General features: G+C 64.6%; 15 protein-coding genes and 1 tRNA gene. 4 read left to right on the forward strand and 12 right to left on the reverse strand.

The genetic code is table 11. The annotated features are described in order from the left end of the window. The first annotated feature begins 100 nt into the window (after nt 1–100). Nucleotides 101–1,348 carry a flavin monoamine oxidase family protein gene (locus tag OC450_RS20325; protein WP_262048534.1) on the forward strand — a complete coding sequence of 416 codons (1,248 nt, stop codon included), beginning with the start codon at nt 101–103 and terminating at the stop codon, nt 1,346–1,348. Between the two features lie 26 nt (nt 1,349–1,374). Here OC450_RS20325 and OC450_RS20330 read toward each other — a convergent pair whose 3' ends face one another. Genes OC450_RS20330 through OC450_RS20345 form a run of 4 tightly spaced genes read right to left on the reverse strand, consistent with a single transcriptional unit; the run spans nt 1,375 to nt 4,464 of the window. Continuing rightward, nucleotides 1,375–1,782: a thiol-disulfide oxidoreductase DCC family protein gene (locus tag OC450_RS20330; RefSeq protein ID WP_262048535.1), complete on the reverse strand. Its 408-nt coding sequence runs from the start codon at nt 1,780–1,782 to the stop codon at nt 1,375–1,377. Beyond that, nucleotides 1,782–3,101, reverse strand: coding sequence for an SDR family oxidoreductase (locus tag OC450_RS20335; protein WP_262048536.1), 1,320 nt, complete (start codon nt 3,099–3,101; stop codon nt 1,782–1,784). Before OC450_RS20335 ends, OC450_RS20330 begins: the two co-directional genes overlap by 1 nt. A gap of 8 nt (nt 3,102–3,109) precedes the next feature. After that, a complete protein-coding gene (locus tag OC450_RS20340; RefSeq protein WP_262048537.1) occupies nt 3,110–3,577 on the reverse strand; it encodes a DUF2269 family protein in 468 nt (155 codons plus the stop codon). Then, complete coding sequence (locus OC450_RS20345) at nt 3,574–4,464, reverse strand: dienelactone hydrolase family protein (RefSeq protein ID WP_262048538.1); 891 nt, start codon at nt 4,462–4,464, stop codon at nt 3,574–3,576. Before OC450_RS20345 ends, OC450_RS20340 begins: the two co-directional genes overlap by 4 nt. A 265-nt stretch (nt 4,465–4,729) precedes the next feature. Here OC450_RS20345 and OC450_RS20350 point away from each other — a divergent pair, with 265 nt between their 5' ends. Both OC450_RS20350 and ppa read left to right on the forward strand, forming a co-directional pair. Beyond that, the gene (locus tag OC450_RS20350; protein WP_211383693.1) at nt 4,730–5,239 is read left to right on the forward strand and encodes a GNAT family N-acetyltransferase; all 510 of its coding nucleotides are present in this window, start codon (nt 4,730–4,732) and stop codon (nt 5,237–5,239) included. A 177-nt stretch (nt 5,240–5,416) separates the two neighbouring features. Next, nucleotides 5,417–5,953, forward strand: coding sequence for an inorganic diphosphatase (ppa, locus tag OC450_RS20355; protein ID WP_007604168.1), 537 nt, complete (start codon nt 5,417–5,419; stop codon nt 5,951–5,953). A gap of 90 nt (nt 5,954–6,043) precedes the next feature. Here the strand turns inward: ppa and folD are convergent, their stop codons facing one another. From folD to OC450_RS20370, 3 genes are read right to left on the reverse strand one after another with little or no spacing between them, the layout of a single operon-like run. Next, complete coding sequence (folD, locus tag OC450_RS20360; protein ID WP_262048539.1) at nt 6,044–6,928, reverse strand: bifunctional methylenetetrahydrofolate dehydrogenase/methenyltetrahydrofolate cyclohydrolase FolD; 885 nt, start codon at nt 6,926–6,928, stop codon at nt 6,044–6,046. Between the two features lies 1 nt (nt 6,929). Then, nucleotides 6,930–7,283 (reverse strand): DUF167 domain-containing protein, encoded by a 354-nt coding sequence (locus tag OC450_RS20365; RefSeq protein ID WP_211383695.1) that lies wholly within the window; start codon nt 7,281–7,283, stop codon nt 6,930–6,932. A 15-nt stretch (nt 7,284–7,298) separates the two neighbouring features. Next, a complete protein-coding gene (locus tag OC450_RS20370; protein WP_007598721.1) occupies nt 7,299–7,589 on the reverse strand; it encodes a YggT family protein in 291 nt (96 codons plus the stop codon). A 204-nt stretch (nt 7,590–7,793) separates the two neighbouring features. Here OC450_RS20370 and OC450_RS20375 point away from each other — a divergent pair. After that, nucleotides 7,794–7,869, forward strand: a tRNA-Ala gene (locus OC450_RS20375). A gap of 120 nt (nt 7,870–7,989) precedes the next feature. Here the strand turns inward: OC450_RS20375 and OC450_RS20380 are convergent. From OC450_RS20380 to OC450_RS20400, 5 genes are all read right to left on the reverse strand, one after another. Next, nucleotides 7,990–8,802 (reverse strand): enoyl-CoA hydratase, encoded by an 813-nt coding sequence (locus OC450_RS20380; RefSeq protein WP_211383696.1) that lies wholly within the window; start codon nt 8,800–8,802, stop codon nt 7,990–7,992. Nucleotides 8,803–8,940: 138 nt separating this feature from the next. Next, entirely contained in the window at nt 8,941–9,735 is a 795-nt protein-coding gene (locus OC450_RS20385; RefSeq protein ID WP_211383697.1) for a glutamine amidotransferase, read from the reverse strand. Nucleotides 9,736–9,864: 129 nt separating this feature from the next. Further along, nucleotides 9,865–10,644 carry an SDR family NAD(P)-dependent oxidoreductase gene (locus tag OC450_RS20390; RefSeq protein ID WP_211383698.1) on the reverse strand — a complete coding sequence of 260 codons (780 nt, stop codon included), beginning with the start codon at nt 10,642–10,644 and terminating at the stop codon, nt 9,865–9,867. A 228-nt stretch (nt 10,645–10,872) separates the two neighbouring features. Beyond that, entirely contained in the window at nt 10,873–11,361 is a 489-nt protein-coding gene (locus OC450_RS20395; RefSeq protein WP_211383699.1) for a TerB family tellurite resistance protein, read from the reverse strand. Nucleotides 11,362–11,498: 137 nt separating this feature from the next. Continuing rightward, the gene (locus tag OC450_RS20400; protein WP_211383700.1) at nt 11,499–12,908 is read right to left on the reverse strand and encodes an adenylate/guanylate cyclase domain-containing protein; all 1,410 of its coding nucleotides are present in this window, start codon (nt 12,906–12,908) and stop codon (nt 11,499–11,501) included. Nucleotides 12,909–12,919 lie beyond the last annotated feature (11 nt).

Raw genomic sequence — 12,919 nt, forward strand, 5'->3', positions numbered from 1 at the left:
GCCACTCTTGTGTCCCGGACGCAGCGTAGCGCGTCCGGGACACAATAGCTGCACGCCTCTCCGGCTTCAGCACATCCGGCGAACGTGCTAGAGCCCGGTCATGAGCTCCCTGCCCTCCTCCGTCGATGTCGCGATCATCGGCGCCGGCGCCGCCGGCCTCGGTGCGGCACATGCCCTGCAAAGCTCCGGCCTCTCCGTGGTGGTGCTGGAAGCGCGCAACCGCCTCGGCGGGCGCGCCTGGACGGTGCAGGCCTCGCCCGAGGTCACGTTCGACGTCGGCTGCGGCTGGCTGCATTCGGCGGACCGGAACTCCTTCGTCGGAATCGCAAAGCAGCTCGGTTTCGAGGTCAACAAGGACCTGCCGCCTTGGCGCGACCGTGCCTTCGGCAACGCATTTCCGCAAAGCCAGCGCGACGATTTCATGCGCGCCATGGAGGCGTTCTACGAGCGTCTCTGGCAGGCCGCGCAAAACGGCAAGGACGAACCCGCGAGCGTGAGCCTGGAGCCCGGCAATCGCTGGAATCCCATGATCGACGCGGTCTCGACCTACATCAACGGCTGCGAACTGAAGGACATGTCGACGCTCGACTGGGACGCCTATGAGGACAGCGACCTCAATTGGCGCGTCCGCCGCGGCTATGGCGCGTTGATCGCGGCCTATGGCGCCCCCTGCCCGGTGGCGCTGACCTGCGAGGTGACGCTGATCGATCATTCCGGCCGGCGCATCCGCATCGAGACGTCGCGGGGCACGCTGACCGCTGACAAGGTGATCGTCACCGTGCCGACCAATCTCATCGCCGATCAAGCGATCCGCTTCTCGCCCGCCTTGCCCGCCAAGGTCGATGCCGCAGCCGGCCTGCCGCTCGGCGTCGACGACAAGGTGACGCTGGCGCTCGGCGATGCCGAAGCCTTCCCGATTGAAGGCAATCTGCGCGGCGCCACCATGCGCACCGAGATGGGCACCTACCACATCCGCCCGTTCGGACAGCCCTGCATCGAAGGTTTTTTCGGCGGCAGCTTTGCCCGGGCGCTGGAAGACGCCGGCAACGGCGCCATCGCCGCGCAAAGCATCGACGAGATCGCGGGCTTCCTCGGCAACGACATCAGGCGAAAGCTCAAGCCGCTGTACGAATCGCGCTGGGCACATGATCCCTTCGCAAGAGGCTCCTACTCGCACGCGCTGCCAGGCCACGCCGGCGACCGCGCCGTGCTGGCGGCGCCGGTGGACGGGCGGCTGTTCTTTGCCGGAGAAGCAACGTCGCCGAATTTCTTCACGACGGCGCACGGGGCCCGGGACAGCGGCGAGCGGGCTGCGAAGGAAGTGCTGGGGGTTCTGGGCAAGCCGTAACCACGAACTCCATCATTGCGAGCGAGCTACTCGATCACCCGCGCCCGCAAAGCCGCGTCCGGCACGAAGCACGAATCATACTTCCCGAAGATGCGATAGCGATTGCGCGCGACGAGGTTGTAGACCAGGTCCCGCAGCGGCTTGGGCACGGCGAACAACGCTCGCGTCCAGCCCAAGCCGGGAAGCTGCGACAGCACTGTCAGCGCAGCGTCCGACTTCATGAACACCGCGCCGCCATGGACCACGGCATTGGTGTCGGGGTCCTCAGGGTCGATGCCGAATGACCGCGCGAGTTGGATCCCATATTCCGACTGGATCGGCGTGAAGCGAAATCGCCTCGCGGTGTCGCGCGCCGCGACGAAGCGGACCCAGCGCGAGCAGAAGATGCAAACGCCGTCGAACAGGATCACGTCGTCGTCGGGCCATTTTCCCATCAGCGATTATCCAGCATCAGGAGCGCTACAAACATCAGCACGATCGCCGGTCCCGTCTTCACCAGCGCGCCGAGCGGCTCGATCCACAGGTCGGGCGTGAGGATCGCCGCGCCGAACATATAGCCGAGCGAAGCGAAAATGCCTGCGATCAGGCCGATCGCCGCGGTGCGGCGGAAGGCGATCAGGACGCCGATGCTCATGTCCATGAGGCTGGTACCGATGGTGACGGGATCGACCAGCGCGGATGGAAAATTGTGCGCGATCAGGATGCCGGCGGCGGCGCGGTAAGAAACGAATAGCGCGATGAAGCCGGAGACGAGCCAGAACGTGACCAGGCTCGCGAAGATCAGCGCCTTCACCAAAAACAGCCGCGCGAACCATTTGTCCTGAATGGTTGCCGGATGGCGCCCGACCGTCTCAGCCAGTGTCTTCGGCTTGATGCCCGTGGCGGCAATCCACGCCGAGGGATCACCACGCACGCCGCGGCGCAGCTCGGCGATGGCGGTGGTGCGCATCGGCGCCATCCAGCCGAGATAGCTGGCGAGATCGCCGATTTTGGCGCCGAGATCGAGCATGAACGACGGCATCGCGACGCGCGGCCAGCCGGCGGTACCGAACGCGTGTCGAAACTGCTCGATGACACCAGCCATGGTGATCGGCTCGGCCTGCATCAGGTCCCAGCTCACGGACTTCACCGATGCGTCGTCGATATCGCGCGCAGCAAGCCAGGCGATGGCGGCGACGATATCCTCGATGGCGACGGGCTGGAACGGCGTCGCCATCTCCGCACTCGGCAAGTCGATGGGAAAGGCGGCGAGCGCCCGGAGCATCGCGCTGCCGCCATAGGCGGACGGGGCGACCACGAAGCCGGGCCGCAAAATGGTGTGGGGAATGCCGGAGGCCGCGATCAGACGTTCGGCCTCGCGCTTGGTGGTCGCGAAGGCGGTGCGATCCTCGCTCGCGTTTCCGGGAATCGAGATGTGCACCAGCCGGATCGCGCGGCCGCTGTCGCCGATGGACTGGAGCAGGCGCGCGACGAAATCGCTATGCACGGCATTGGTATCGCTGCCGGGACCGTCCTGGAGCACGCCGAGGCAGTTCACGACGACATCGACCGCGTGCTCGCCAAGGAGACGCGTCAGAGCCGCCGCATCGAGCGAGAGGATCGGCAGCTCGATGTCCAGCGCGCTCATTGTCTGCGCGACCGACAGGCGGCGCGCCACACCGGCAACGCGAAAGCCGCGCGCGCGAAGATCGTCGGTGACGAAGCGGCCGATCAGGCCGGAGGCGCCGAGCACGAGAATGGTTCGCCGGCTCATGACCTTCCTCAAAACGGTTTTGCGATCATCAGCCAGAGGATCAGCATCGTTGCGCCGAAGCCGGGCAAGCCGAATGCGAACCAGCGGCGGAACAGCACGACATAGCGCGCCGGGAGCGCGCAGCGCTGCTCGGCCGCCGTCCGCGCGAGATCGCGCATCTCGATCTGCATGAAGACGACGGGAATCCAGAACAGGCCCGCGATCGCGTACAGCACCAGCGAGGCCAGCAGCCAGCGTTCCGTGATCGAGGTCGCCGAGAGCAGCATCAGCAAGCCGCCCGTGATCGGTTGCAGGATCACGGCCGACAGCGTGAAGATCGCATCCGCGACCACCACGACCGAAGCGGTGCGCGCGATGAACGCCACGTCGTTCGTGCGATGCGCCATCAGCATGAAGAAGGCGATGCCGGTTCCGGTGCCGAGGATGACGATGGCGCCGAGCAGGTGCAGGTATTTGACCAGGAAATACAGCGTCATGGCGTCCTGGTCGCCGCGGGTTTGAGCTGGTTCAGCGCGCGCGCGAGCTCGCCGCTTGAGGCTTTGACGCCCGCCTCGGTCTCGATCATCCAGTGGCCCTCGCTGCCGACGGCCGGCAAGGTGCGGAAGTCGGCCGTGCCGCCGCTGCGGCGAAACGCGTCGACCGACGCTTTCGAAAATGCCGGTGAAAAGTAGCTGTCGTTGGCCGCAACGAGCCAAACGACGGGGATGCGCGCGGCCTTGCCGAATTCAGCCGCCGCCGCAACAAGCGTGTGCGGCGCGCAGATCCGGTTGGGCTCGTCATTGGCATGGCCACCGCGCCCCGGCGCGAAGACGATGATGCTCGATATCGCCTTCGGATCGGCATTGGCGAGCGCCAGCGCGCCCCAACCGCCGGCGGAATGGCCGATCACGATGGCGGCGTCCTTTCGAATGAAATCCTGCATGCGCACATAGTCCAGCGCGCGGAAGATTTCGTCGGCAGTGACGCGGCCGGAGCGCGCATAATCCGCCTCATCGCAGCCGCCCTGGTCCTCGACATAGCCGCCGCCGGTCGCGCCATGGCCGAGCCGTTCCGGCACCAGCACGGCGAAGCCGCGCGCGACGAGGAACGCTGCCAGCGCGCGGTATTCCGGCTGCGGCATTTGCGCTCGACGTAGCCCGTTCTGCGTCGAGGCATGCGCGATCACCGCAAGCCGGAACGGACCGGCGCCCGAGGGGCGAAACAGCAGAGCATGCGCGGCAATGTCGCTGTCCGGCGATGGCACGCGCCACTCTTGCCGGCGAAACGGATCGCCCTCCGCTCCGGACGGACCAAACGTGACCTGGGCGCACACAGGCGGCGCAGTCATCAAGGCCAGCAGCACGAGGGTGTTGAGAAGCCGCATGAATTGCCGGAGGCGGACACGAACAGCGACGGCCACACTAGTAGGAACGAATCAATATCGGCAGACTTTCTGCGCTGCCATTACCGTTCATTCGTTGCCGCAAAGCAGTTTTGCACCGACGCTTGGCATGCCGGTGCCGTTCGAATTGGCGTCCTGTCTTTTTTCGGTACAACATGGTTAAATACTGATGCAGAAAGTCCACAGGTTAACCGATAATTAACGATAGGTCTTGCCGCCGGCGCGGCGACTTGGTTTGATTGCGTCCATGAGCACAACCCTGATCGAGGTCCGGCCGGCCAAAGCTGCAGATGCAACTGCGGTCGCGTCCACCCATGACGAAGCCTGGCGCTCGGCCTATCAGGGCATCATTCCCGGCTCCGAACTGGAAAAGCTGATCAACCGCCGCGGTCCGCAATGGTGGGACAGCGCGATCCGCAAGGGCAGCCGCGTCAGCGTGCTCGTGTTCGGCGACAAGATCGCGGGCTATGCGAATTACGGCCGCAACCGCGCCCGCAGCCTGCACTTCGACGGTGAGATCTACGAGCTCTATCTGCGTCCGGAATTCCAGGGCCTTGGCTTCGGCCGCCGCCTGTTCACATCCGCCCGCCGCGACTTGATGCAGAGCGGCCTGAAAAGCATGGTGGTGTGGGCGCTCTCGGACAACGATCCGGCGACCGAGTTTTACCGGGCGCTGGGCGGCCGCATGGTGGCGCGCTCCTCGGAGCGTTTCGGGCCGAAGTCGCTCGACAAGGTTGCCTTCGCTTGGACCAATTGAGCTGCTGAAGTCCGGCCGGCAGCGTTTCCCTTCCGTCGATACCGCTGCCGCTTGAGCCGGTGATCGCTGGATTCATTATTTCACAAAAACACGATGGATAGGCGGGCCAAGCCCGCGTATGACAATGCCAAAATCGCTGCCGGGTGCGATTTACCCTCGGCAACAACGGAGCTTTGAATGCGTATCGATGCGGTCTCGATCGGGAAGAACGTACCACACGACGTCAACGTCATCATCGAAGTCCCCGTGGGCGGCGAACCGATCAAATACGAGATGGACAAGGAAGCCGGCACACTGGTCGTCGACCGCTTCCTCTACACGCCGATGCGTTACCCCGGTAACTACGGCTTCATCCCGCACACGCTGTCGGATGACGGCGATCCCTGCGACGTGCTGATCATCAACACCCGCGCCATCATCCCCGGCGCCGTCATGAGCGTGCGCCCGGTCGGCGTGCTGTTCATGGAAGACGAAGCCGGCGGCGACGAGAAGATTCTGGCGGTGCCGTCGTCGAAGCTGACGCAGCGCTACGACAAGGTAAAGTCGTACAGCGATCTGCCAGACATCACGCTGCAGCAGATCCAGCACTTCTTCGAGCACTACAAGGATCTCGAACCAGGCAAGTGGGTGAAGATTTTGCGCTGGGGCGGCCCCGAGGATGCCCACAAGCTGATCCTCGAAGGCATCGATCGCGAAAAGAAGAAGAAGGCGTAAGTCTTGTGTCCCGGACGCGGCGCGGCATGTCCCGGCGATGCGAAGCACCGTCCGGTGTGACGCGACGCTGAGCCGGGGCACGAGCGTCAGTTACACCGCCGGCTTCGGCAGCCCTGCAATCGCGCAGGCCGCGCGCAGCGTGTTCACCAGCAGGCACGCCACCGTCATCTGGCCGACGCCACCCGGCACCGGCGTAATCGCACCGGCGACGTTGAGCGCTTCCTGATAGGCGACATCGCCGACCAGCCGCGTCTTGCCGTCGTCCCTCGGGATCCGGTTGATGCCGACGTCGATCACGGTCGCGCCCGGCTTCAGCCAGTCGCCACGCACCATCTCAGGCCTGCCAACTGCGGCGTAAACGAGATCGGCCTGCTTCACGAGTCCGGGCAGGTCGCGCGAGCGCGAATGCGCGATCGTCACCGTCGCGTTCTCGTTGAGCAGCAATTGCACCAGCGGCCGGCCGACGAGATTGGAACGGCCGATGACGATGGCGTTCATGCCTTCGAGCGACGCATGGACGCTCTTGGTCAGGATGATGCAGCCGAGCGGCGTGCAGGGCGATAGCGCCTCGAAGCCGCCCGCAAGCCGGCCGGCATTGTTCGGATGCAGCCCGTCGACGTCCTTGGCGGGATCGATGGCATTGATCACAGCCTCGGTGTTCAGTCCCTTCGGCAGCGGCAGCTGTATCAGAATGCCGTGCACGGCGGGATCGCGGTTGAGTTTTGCAACGACGGCCAGCAGGTCGGCCTGCGACACGTCGGCCGGCATCTTGTGCTCGAACGAGGCCATGCCGGCGGCCTGGGTCTGGGTATGCTTCGAGCGGACATAGACTTCGCTGGCGGGGTCGCTGCCGACCAGAACTACCGCAAGCCCCGGCACCAGATCGTGCTCGCGTTTGACGCGGGCGACCTCGTCGGCGACGCGGGCACGGAGTTCCGCGGCAATGACTTTTCCATCGATGATCTCAGCGGTCATGTCAGTTCCCTTGATCTGTGGATTTCGCCGCAGCGAGCTGGCGCAAGGCTTCGCCGAGCCGCGCTGGATCGCCATCGACTGCGATCTGCTTCAGCCGCGAGGTCGCCCCGGACAACAGCCTGACGCTCGCCTTGGGGACCCCAAGCGATTTCGCCAGCAGCACCAGAACGGCCTTGTTGGCCTCGCCGCCATCGGCGATCGCGCGCACCCGCACCTTGAGCACGCTGCGGCCATCGGCCAGCTGCTCGATCCCGTCGATGTCGTCGCGGCCGCCGCGCGGCGTCACCCGCAGCGCGATGCTGATGCCCGCGGTGGAGTAACGCCACGGTTCCTTGAAAGCGTCTTTGGCAACCAAGGCGCTCCCGCCTGCTCAGATCACGTTCGGGTAGATGTAATACAGAATCACCCGCTCGATGAACATGATGAGCAGGATCAGTATGATCGGCGAGATGTCGAGACCGCCGAGACTGGGCAGGAAATTGCGAATCGGCGCCAGCACCGGCTCGGTGATCCGGTACAGGAACTCCGCCACCGCCGACACGAACTGGTTGCGGGTGTTCACCACGTTGAAGGCGATCAGCCAGGACAGGATCGCGGAGGCGATCAGCAGCCAGACGTAGAGGTCGAGCACGATGATGACGATGTCGAGAACGGCACGCATGGCTTTTAAGAACTCTGGCTTTTGAAAACTCTGGCTGCGATCGGGATTGACGCCTGTTGCTAGATATCGGTTCCCCCCGGCGCAAACAAGGGAAGTCGGTGCCCGGATGGCTAAAACCGGGTGACACCCGTCCTTGACTTGACCTTGGCGGGGACTTAAATGGCGCCCGGTTGTCGGCCGCATTGACCAGAGCGGCCAGCAAACGGGGCCATAGCTCAGCTGGGAGAGCGCGTCGTTCGCAATGACGAGGTCGGCGGTTCGATCCCGCCTGGCTCCACCAGCCTTCACTCGCTTCGCGAGCTACGGCTAGGCAAGCCAGCCGAGCACTTTCGTAGCGAAGGAAGCGAAGGCTGTCCCGCCATAGCCCGAAGGGCGACGGCGGACGCTCTCCGAAAAGCCCCTACCTCCCCGTAAACCGCGGCGGCCGTTTCTCCATGAAGCTCGCCACGCCTTCCCGGAAATCGCTGCCGTTCAGCGCCACCATCATCTCGCGATTGGCCTCGATCGTCGCTTCCGCCAGGGTCTGGAACGGCACCTCGTAGAGCTGCCGCTTGATCACGGCCATCGCGCTCGGCGAGACGAAATCGGCGAGGTCGCGCGCATAGGCATAGGTCTCTTCGCGGAGTTTTTCGGGCGAGCAGAGCCGGTTGACCAGCCCGATCCGCAATGCCTCGTCGCTGCCCACACGCCTTGCCGAGAGCAACAGATCCATCGCGTTGGCGTGGCCGACGATGCGCGGCAGCATCCAGCTGATGCCATGCTCGGCGATCAGGCCGCGCCGCGCGAAGGCGGTCGTGAACACCGTGTTGTCGGCGGCAAAGCGCAGGTCGCAATAGAGCGCATGGACGAGGCCGATGCCGGCCGTGGCGCCGTTGAGCATGGCGATAATCGGCTTCTTGATCGACGGATAGAAGCCGTAGCGGGTCTGCCAGTCCGGTCGGCGGTTCATGTCGAAAGGCGGCAGATTCGACGCGCGCCTGACGTCGCTGGGATCGAGCCCTTTCAGCGCATCCATGTCGGCGCCGGCACAAAAGCCGCGGCCCGCACCGGTGAGCACGATGACGCGGACATTGTCATCAGCGCTCGATGCTTCCATCGCATGACGGACGTCGCGCTCCATGACGGGCGTCCACGCGTTCATGCGATCGGGACGGTTGAGCGTGATGGTCGCGACCTTGTCGCTGACGTCGTAGAGAATGTGTTCATAGGCCATGGCGCTCTCCCTTTGTTCGCCGGCACGCGTTCGCGCGCGCTCGTTGGCGGCAAGCCTAGCATATTCGAGGATGAGGCAAGGGCTTGCGCCAAGGACTTAGGCGAAGGATCTGCGGCAAGGACCTTGGCGAAGGCGCGATTACTCGGCGGCTTGCGCCAGCACCGGCCGGCGCGCCAGCCAGCCGTCGATGAAATGATCCAGCCAGGCGCGTTCTGCGGCATCGTACACCGCACGGTCCGCGAAATGATGATGCCGCTGCCGCGCGCCGGGTGCGCTGAAGCCGTCATAGCCGCGCGTGGTCCAGCGATGCATCATCGCGTAGGTCACGTCGGGATGAAACTGCACGCCGAAGGCATTGCCGGTGCGGAACGCCTGCACTGGAAAATCGTCGCCTTCCGCCAGCAATTCCGCGCCAAGCGGTAGCTCGAAGCCTTCGCGATGCCAATGGTAGACCTGTGCCGGCCAGTGCGGGCAGAGCGCGCGTCCCGCGGCGGTCGGACGGATCGGGTAATAGCCGATCTGGGTCAGCGAATCCGCATGCGGCGCGACGCGGGCGCCGAGCTGCATCGCCAGCATCTGCGCACCGAGGCAGATGCCGAGGAACGGCCGCTGCTCGCGGAGCGGAATTTCAATCCAGTCGATCTCACGGCGGATGTAGTCTTCGGGATCATTGGCGCTCATCGGACCGCCGAAGATTACGGCGCCGGCATGCTGCTCGAGCGTATCGGGCAGGGAATCGCCGAAGCGGGGACGGCGGATGTCGAGGCGATGGCCGAGCGCGCGCAGCGCATTGCCGACACGGCCGGGCGTCGAGGATTCCTGATGCAGGACGATCAGCACCGGCAACCGGTCTTCGGAGGCGGCGATGCTCGGCGTCCTTCTGGGGAAGGGCACGACTTCTGCGCCAGCAAACCTGTCCGTCCGGAACGACATCGCCTTTCCAAGTGCTATCGGTTCAGACCGCCAGCATAACTAAGCGATCGTTAATATCGTGTGAGTTTGCGCACACACGCCCGATAGTGAAGCAAGCTCCGGGCCACTACTGACGCTTCAAGCTTTTCTCTAGTGCCGCTGCCTCTGGAACCGGCTGGTGGCAGCCAGGATGAAGCCGCGCGGAAAGAAACGCAGCGCGAACGGCACAATCTTGATGCCGAGACCGGGGAGCACTGCCCGTTTGTTGGCCATCAGGCCGCGATAGGCCTGCTGCGCGACGTCGGCGGCAGGAACATTGAGAAGGGCCGTATCATGTCCGGCCCCGACGCCGGCGCGCGCCTGGAATTCGGTGGGCACCGGACCCGGGCAAAGGACCGTGACGCGAACGCCGTGCGGAGCCAGCTCCGCCCGCAAAGCCTCGGTGAGGGAAATCACATAGGCCTTGGACGCGTAGTAGACGGCCATGCCGGGTCCCGGCAGAAAGCCGGCGACCGATCCGACATTGAGAAGACCGCCCTTGTTCCTGATCAGCTGATCGGCAAAGCGTAGCGACAGATCCGTCAGGGCCCGAACGTTGACGTCGACGATGCCGACCTGCTCGACGCGGTCGCGTTCGATGGCGTCACCGAACACGCCGAAGCCGGCGTTGTTGACGAGGTTATCGAGCTCGACACCTTCGGCTGCGAGCGCGGCGGCGATCTTCTCGCCGGCGTCCGGCTCCTGGAGATTGCAGACGATCACGATCGGCTTCTTGCCGCCCTTGGCGGCGAGCTCGTTCGCGAGTGCCTCAAGCCGGTCCGCGCGCCGCGCCGTCAGCGCAAGGCGGTGTCCATTCGCGGCGAACACACGCGCCAGTTCGGTGCCGATGCCCGCCGAAGCACCGGTGATCAACGTTACCCGCTCAGTCACGATCGAATTCTCTTGAATTGAAGCTTTTTGGCCCCGCAATACCGGAACGAGAGCATAGGCCGTGCGCGACAGGCAAGCGGCGCCAGCAGCATGGGCGCCTGAGCGGGCGGCAGGACGACAGGAAAACCCGGGTATTTACGGGCGCATCCCGGACCCGCGCGGCTGGAAGCTACATTAAAGTTTTGTCATGTGGTTCGGACGACCGGCAATCGGCCGCGTAGAAAAGGGTCAGCCGCCGAGGGCGTTGTCCTTGACCTGACCACCGGCGCGGTCCGCGACCGCGTGCTTCAGGTCGATCCGGTCGCGCTGGGCGATCCCGAGAAGGTCGGAGGCGCGCCAGACCACGTTGTCCTCGAACTCGCTGACCTGGCCGTCGGCATAGACCAGCTCCCACATCATCTGGACGAGGCGCTTGCGGCCTTCTTCGTCGAGCGAGCGCATGATGACGCTGGTGAAATGATAGAGGTCCACCGCCTCGCCCTCGACCTGGGTCGCATCCGCGATCAGGCGGTCGGCCGTGCCGCGATCGAGCCCGAAATGGCTTTCGATCAGGCTGTGCAGCTTGCGCTGTTCGGCCGCCGTCGGCTGACCGTCCAGCGAGACCACGTGAACCAGCAACGCGGTCGCCGCCAGCCGATAATCGCTGTCGTCGAATGCGCGATCTCCGGCATGGGGAGCAACAATGTCGGCGATGAATTGGCGCAGGCCGTCGAGCATAAGGTCCTACCGAAATCGATGACGCCGCGGGGACGCGGCCGCTACCAGCATTATATGAGCGGTAAACTCAACCGGCGCAACGTGCGTCAGTTCCGTGCGCTGCATTACGTTTCGGCAATCTCGATGCCGGGACGCATCTACGGTATCTCGTACACCACCATCTTGTCGGCGATGCCGCGCAGCGCGGCCTGCTTCTGGATCGGCTTGATCGCGCGCTGCTGAAGCACCTCGGCGACGGCGGGCGCGTCGAGCACCGGGCCGGTGATGTGGATCTCCTGCGCGGTCGACAGGCTCTGGACGCGGGCGGCGATGTTGACGGTCTGGCCGAAATAATCCTGCCGCTCGTTGAGCATCACCGCAAGGCACGGGCCTTCATGGATGCCGATCTTGACGATGAGATCGTCGGTGCCGCGCTGCTTGTTGAGTTCGTCCATGGCCGCGCGCATCCGCAGGCCGGCGACGATGGCGTGCTCGGGCCGGACGAAGGTCGCCATCACGGCGTCGCCGATGGTCTTCACCACAGCGCCCTTCTCCGAGGAGATGATCTCGAGCAGCGCATGGAAATGCGCGCGCACGAGATCGAAGGCGGCGAGATCACCGACCCGCTCGTATAGCGCGGTCGAGCCCTTCAAATCCGTGAACAGGAAGGTCAGCGACGTGATCTGGAGCCGCTGGTCGAGACTGAGATTGTCCGCCTTGAACACATCGCGAAAGGTCTGGTTCGACAGCATCCGCTTGGCGGTAAGGAATGGCTTGCGCTTGCCGATCAGATGGTGGAGCGCCTCGGCCGCGATGAACACCGACGGCAGCACGCGCACGCCGGCCTGGTTTTCCAGCGACAGCCGCAGCGGCCCCGGCCGCATCGTCGTGGTACCCGTCGGCGCCTGCACCTTGTTGTACATGATGGCGAATTGCTGGCGGTCCTTCGTCGGCTCGCCCTGGACGTCGATGAAATGGGCGGCGTGCGTCACCGGCTCGAAGATGATGATGAAGTCGTTCGGCAGTTGCAGCGACATGGTCGCCTTCTCGCCGGCCGGCAGCTCCATCGTATCCAGCGTCACCTCGTTGGCCAGCGTCGCGAACGAATCCTTGTTGAAGTCGACGCCGGAGCTCCAGAACACCTGCTTGAAATATTCCCACACCGGAAGCGTGTCGGGATCGTGCGCGGCGATGCGCCGGACGCGCGGATTCACGGTGAATGAGACCTCGACCTGGTCGTCGACCGAGGCCTTGTAGCCGCAGGCACAGAGCGCGCAATGATAGTCGCCCGGCTTGAGCGCCTTCAGGGTCGAGTGCGCCCCCAGCACGCCGCCGCAGCCCGGGCACAGCACGTTCCAGCCGAGATCGAACAGGCCGAGCCGTGCCGAATGCAGGAAGGCGGAAATCACGCGCTCTTCGTCGAGGCCGTGCTGCCTGGCGAAGTCGAGGACATTGACGCGGTTGAGCGCGTGATCCTCGCCGTGCTCGATGAGGCGCGTAATCGCATCGACCACCTTGGCATCGGCGGTCTGCTTCAGAACGGAAAACTGGGCCTGGATGTCGCTCATGGCGCAACTCT

Origin of the sequence: Bradyrhizobium sp. Bra78, assembly GCF_024519855.1 — a bacterium.
Classification (GTDB): Bacteria; Pseudomonadota; Alphaproteobacteria; order Rhizobiales; family Xanthobacteraceae; genus Bradyrhizobium; species Bradyrhizobium japonicum_G.

What these genes read in the sequence shown, in the direction of transcription:
- OC450_RS20325 (WP_262048534.1), top strand. Translation starts at nt 101, where the DNA reads ATGAGCTCCCTGCCCTCCTCCGTCGATGTCGCGATCATCGGCGCCGGC.
- OC450_RS20330 (WP_262048535.1), bottom strand. Translation starts at nt 1,782, where the DNA reads ATGGGAAAATGGCCCGACGACGACGTGATCCTGTTCGACGGCGTTTGC.
- OC450_RS20335 (WP_262048536.1), bottom strand. Translation starts at nt 3,101, where the DNA reads ATGAGCCGGCGAACCATTCTCGTGCTCGGCGCCTCCGGCCTGATCGGC.
- OC450_RS20340 (WP_262048537.1), bottom strand. Translation starts at nt 3,577, where the DNA reads ATGACGCTGTATTTCCTGGTCAAATACCTGCACCTGCTCGGCGCCATC.
- OC450_RS20345 (WP_262048538.1), bottom strand. Translation starts at nt 4,464, where the DNA reads ATGCGGCTTCTCAACACCCTCGTGCTGCTGGCCTTGATGACTGCGCCG.
- OC450_RS20350 (WP_211383693.1), top strand. Translation starts at nt 4,730, where the DNA reads ATGAGCACAACCCTGATCGAGGTCCGGCCGGCCAAAGCTGCAGATGCA.
- ppa (WP_007604168.1), top strand. Translation starts at nt 5,417, where the DNA reads ATGCGTATCGATGCGGTCTCGATCGGGAAGAACGTACCACACGACGTC.
- folD (WP_262048539.1), bottom strand. Translation starts at nt 6,928, where the DNA reads ATGACCGCTGAGATCATCGATGGAAAAGTCATTGCCGCGGAACTCCGT.
- OC450_RS20370 (WP_007598721.1), bottom strand. Translation starts at nt 7,589, where the DNA reads ATGCGTGCCGTTCTCGACATCGTCATCATCGTGCTCGACCTCTACGTC.
- OC450_RS20380 (WP_211383696.1), bottom strand. Translation starts at nt 8,802, where the DNA reads ATGGCCTATGAACACATTCTCTACGACGTCAGCGACAAGGTCGCGACC.
- OC450_RS20385 (WP_211383697.1), bottom strand. Translation starts at nt 9,735, where the DNA reads ATGTCGTTCCGGACGGACAGGTTTGCTGGCGCAGAAGTCGTGCCCTTC.
- OC450_RS20395 (WP_211383699.1), bottom strand. Translation starts at nt 11,361, where the DNA reads ATGCTCGACGGCCTGCGCCAATTCATCGCCGACATTGTTGCTCCCCAT.
- OC450_RS20400 (WP_211383700.1), bottom strand. Translation starts at nt 12,908, where the DNA reads ATGAGCGACATCCAGGCCCAGTTTTCCGTTCTGAAGCAGACCGCCGAT.